Origin of the sequence: Paraburkholderia sp. Ac-20336 (assembly GCF_017105025.1) — a bacterium.
Taxonomy (GTDB): domain Bacteria; phylum Pseudomonadota; class Gammaproteobacteria; order Burkholderiales; family Burkholderiaceae; genus Paraburkholderia.
Window position 1 is genome coordinate 1 of record NZ_JAAGPS010000251.1, and the last position, 3,430, is coordinate 3,430.

Here is a 3,430-nt window from a genome sequence, read left to right on the forward strand (position 1 = left end):
CCGGCCTCGCCCGGACCCGGCGCCGGGCGCGGCGCGCCGAACAGCACGCTGCGCGGATTGGTGCTGAAGGTATCGGCGGCGCGGTCGATCGATTGCGCCGCCGAGCGCACGTCCTCGGTCAGCGAGTTCACGCGCGGCAGCGTCTCGTAGCCGACCCGCGCCGACAGATCCTGCAGCGACACGTTCATCTCGGCGAGCGCGTCGCCGGCCTGCTGCGCCGCCGTGCCGACCTTGTTCAGATTGCGCTCGAACGGGCCGTCCGGACGGTTCAGGCTCGTGATCATCCGGTTGGTCGAGGCGAGCGTGCGATTCAGCTGATCGACCGTGGCGGGCAGCTTGCCCGCGACCGGCGCGATCTGCTGGCTCAGCCCGGCGATCCCGGACGCGGCCTGCTGGATGCTCGCGGCCGTGTCGTGCAACTGCGCGACCATTTCCGGCGACAGCATGTCGTTGACGTTGTCGGTGACTTTTTCGAGCTTGCGCAGCAGCACGTCGCCGCGCTGCTGCAACTGGTCGAGCAGGCCCGGGCGCATCGGCAGCTGCGCGACCTGCTGCACCGACGACGGCAGCGGCGTCAGATCGCGCCCGGTGTCATCGAGCTGGATGAACGCGATGCCGGTCACGCCTTGCAGGCCGAGGCTGCCGAACGTCGAATGGGTGATCGGCGCGTGTTCGTCGACCATGATGCGGATCATGATCTGCCCCGGATGGCTCGGATCGAACTTGATCGACTGCACGCGGCCGACGTCGAGCCCGCGAAAGCGCACCGCCGCGTCGGCAAAAAGCCCCGTCACGTTGGTGCGCGCGATCAGGTCGTACGGCACCCGCACGGTGCGATCGACGTTGAACAGAAATGCGGCGAGCGCGACCGCCGCCGTCAGCACGACCGTGAAAAGCCCGGCCCAGAATGCGTGTGCTTTGTTTTCCATTGTCAGGTTTCCTGGTTCATGGCGGCCCGGTTCATAACGGCAGACCTCATAGCGGCAACTCGGACGACGCCGCTTCGAGCGCGGCCCGCGGCAGCTTCGCGCGGCGCTCGGGCGGCAGCGCCTGCAGCGCGCGGCGCCCGCGCAGGCCGAGGAAATATTCGCGGATAAACGGATGATCGACGCCCGCCGCCTCTTCGACCGGCGCGTTGACGAGCACCTTGCGATCGGCAAGCACGGCGACGCGCGTCGAGATCGCGACCATTGTGTCGAGGTCGTGCGTAATCATCACGACCGTGAGGCCGAGCGCGCGATGCAGCGCGGAGATCAGCTCGACGAATTCGTCGGACGCCTGCGGGTCGAGCCCGGCGGTCGGTTCGTCGAGGAACAGCAGTTCGGGTTCGAGCGCAATCGCGCGCGCGATGCCGACCCGCTTGATCATGCCGCCCGACAGCGCCGACGGCATCTTCGACGCGTGCTTGCACGGCAGCCCGACCATTTCGAGCTTCAGCATCACGATGTCGCGCAGCAGGTCTTCGGGCACGCGGCCGAGCTCGCGCACCGGCTGCGCGACGTTGTCGAACACCGACAGCGACGAGAACAGCGCGCCGCGCTGGAACAGCATGCCGGAGCGGCTGCGCATCAGCAGCGCGGTGTCGGGCGAGATGGTCGCGAGGTCCTGGCCGAACAGCTTGATGGTGCCCGACGAGGGCCGCTCGAGGCCGAGAATCTGCCGCACCAGCGTGGTCTTGCCCGAGCCCGAGCCGCCGACGATCGAGACGATCTCGCCGCGCCGCACCTCGAGGCTCAGGTGCTGATGCACGATGTTGCGGCCGTAGCGCTTGGTGATGTCGTTCACCTCGATCACCGGCTCGGCGATCGACGGCACGGGCTGGCCGCGCACGGCTTCGGTCAGTGGCGCGATCATCCGAGCCCCACGTTCTGGAAGAGGATCGCGAACACCGCGTCCGCGAGAATCACGATGGTGATCGAGGTCACCACCGAGGTCGTCGTGCCTTCGCCGAGACTCTGCGAATTGGCCTTGATACGGAAGCCGAAATGACAGCCGGTGATCGCGATCAGCATGCCGAACACCGCGCCCTTGCCGAGACCGATCCAGAGATTCGCGATCGGCACGACGACGGGCAGCTGCCGCGCGAAGAAGTTCATGTCGATGCCGAGCACGAGTTTCGCGGCGAGCGCACCGCCCGTCAGCGAGATGATGTTGGTCCACATCACGAGCAGCGGCATCGCGATGCCGAGCGCGACCACGCGCGGCAGGATCAGCCGCAGGCCGTGCGGGATGCCCATCACGCGCATCGCGTCGAGTTCCTCGGTCACGCGCATCACGCCGATCTGCGCGGTGATCGCCGAGCCCGAGCGGCCCGCCACCAGAATCGCCGAGAGCACCGGGCCGAGTTCGCGGATCACCGCGAGGCCGAGAATATTGACGATGAACTGGTTCGCGCCAAAGATGCGCAACTGCTGCGCCGACAGATAGCTGAGCACGATGCCGATCAGGAACGCGACGAGCGCCGTGATCGGCAGCGCGCGCGCGCCGGCGTTGTAGATGTTCGCGGAGATTTCGGTCCACGGCGTGAGCTTCGGCTTGCGCACGATCGCGAGCAGGTCGAGCACGACGCGCCCGAGCATTGCGACGCCGCCGTACAGATGCTCGAAGAACGAGAAGAGCCCGAGGCCGAGGCGCGTGAACGGATCGAGGCGCTTGACCGGCTCGGCGCCCTCGCGCACCGTGTCGAGCAGCGCGATGCGCTCGAAGATGTCGCGTTGCGTGTCGGTGAGCGCGGTGCCGGGCGGCATCTTGTGGCCCCATACGCGCCACAGCGCCTGGCCGCCGACGTGATCCATCCTGTCGATACGCGACAGGTCCCACTCGCCGATGCCCTGCGCGCCGGTCAGCGAACGCAGCAGCGGGATCACGTGCCCGGTGTCGCGATCGCGCGCGAGCGCGAGCGCCGTCCACTGGCCCGAGAGACGGACGATCTTGCCTTGGCTGCCGGCCGCGACTTCGAGGCCGGGCGGAGTGTCGTAGTTCAAGGATCGCGGAAGCTGGTTATCGGATGAAGGGCCATTGTAGCGAACGACGGGCCGATGATGTCCGCACCGATCCGCACGCCAATCCCGCCGAAGGTCGCTGTCGCTACAATAGGTGCCATGAATGCTTCCAAGTCTCCCACGCCCTCTCCTGCAACGGCCAATGCGGCCGAGGCCGACTGGCGCATCGACCGCGAGCGCGCAGTCAGGCTGTTCGGTGCGCATGCGCATGACTGGCCGATCGAAATCGTCGAGGAAACCGGCTCGACCAATGCCGACCTGATGGCCCGCGTGAAGGCGCTGCCGCGCCGCGCGAGCGCGCTGCCGCGGCCGATCGTGCGGGTCGCGTATCTGCAAACCGCGGGGCGCGGCCGCCGCGGCCGGCCGTGGTATGCGGAGCCCGGCAATGCGCTGCTGTTTTCGGTCGCCTGCGTGCTGCCGCGTCCGCT

The 3,430-nt window shown here is 67.9% G+C and carries 3 protein-coding genes and 1 pseudogene; 1 reads left to right on the forward strand and 3 read right to left on the reverse strand.

The window, feature by feature from the left end:
- The 3 genes from GXB81_RS30615 to GXB81_RS30625 all read right to left on the reverse strand — a co-directional run.
- Window positions 1-929, reverse strand: a 929-nt coding sequence (locus GXB81_RS30615; RefSeq protein WP_205991170.1) for an MlaD family protein, incomplete at its 3' end; no start/stop codon positions are given.
- Between the two features lie 46 nt (window positions 930-975).
- On the reverse strand, window positions 976-1,854 hold the full coding sequence (locus tag GXB81_RS30620; RefSeq protein WP_167042445.1) for an ATP-binding cassette domain-containing protein: 879 nt from the start codon (window positions 1,852-1,854) through the stop codon (window positions 976-978).
- On the reverse strand, window positions 1,851-2,984 hold the full coding sequence (locus GXB81_RS30625) for an ABC transporter permease (protein WP_167042443.1): 1,134 nt from the start codon (window positions 2,982-2,984) through the stop codon (window positions 1,851-1,853). The genes GXB81_RS30620 and GXB81_RS30625 overlap by 4 nt, the downstream gene beginning before the upstream one ends.
- A 117-nt stretch (window positions 2,985-3,101) precedes the next feature.
- On the opposite strand from GXB81_RS30625, the pseudogene GXB81_RS30630 reads away from it, so the two are divergent.
- Window positions 3,102-3,430, forward strand: a pseudogene (locus GXB81_RS30630) (biotin--[acetyl-CoA-carboxylase] ligase); the annotation flags it as partial.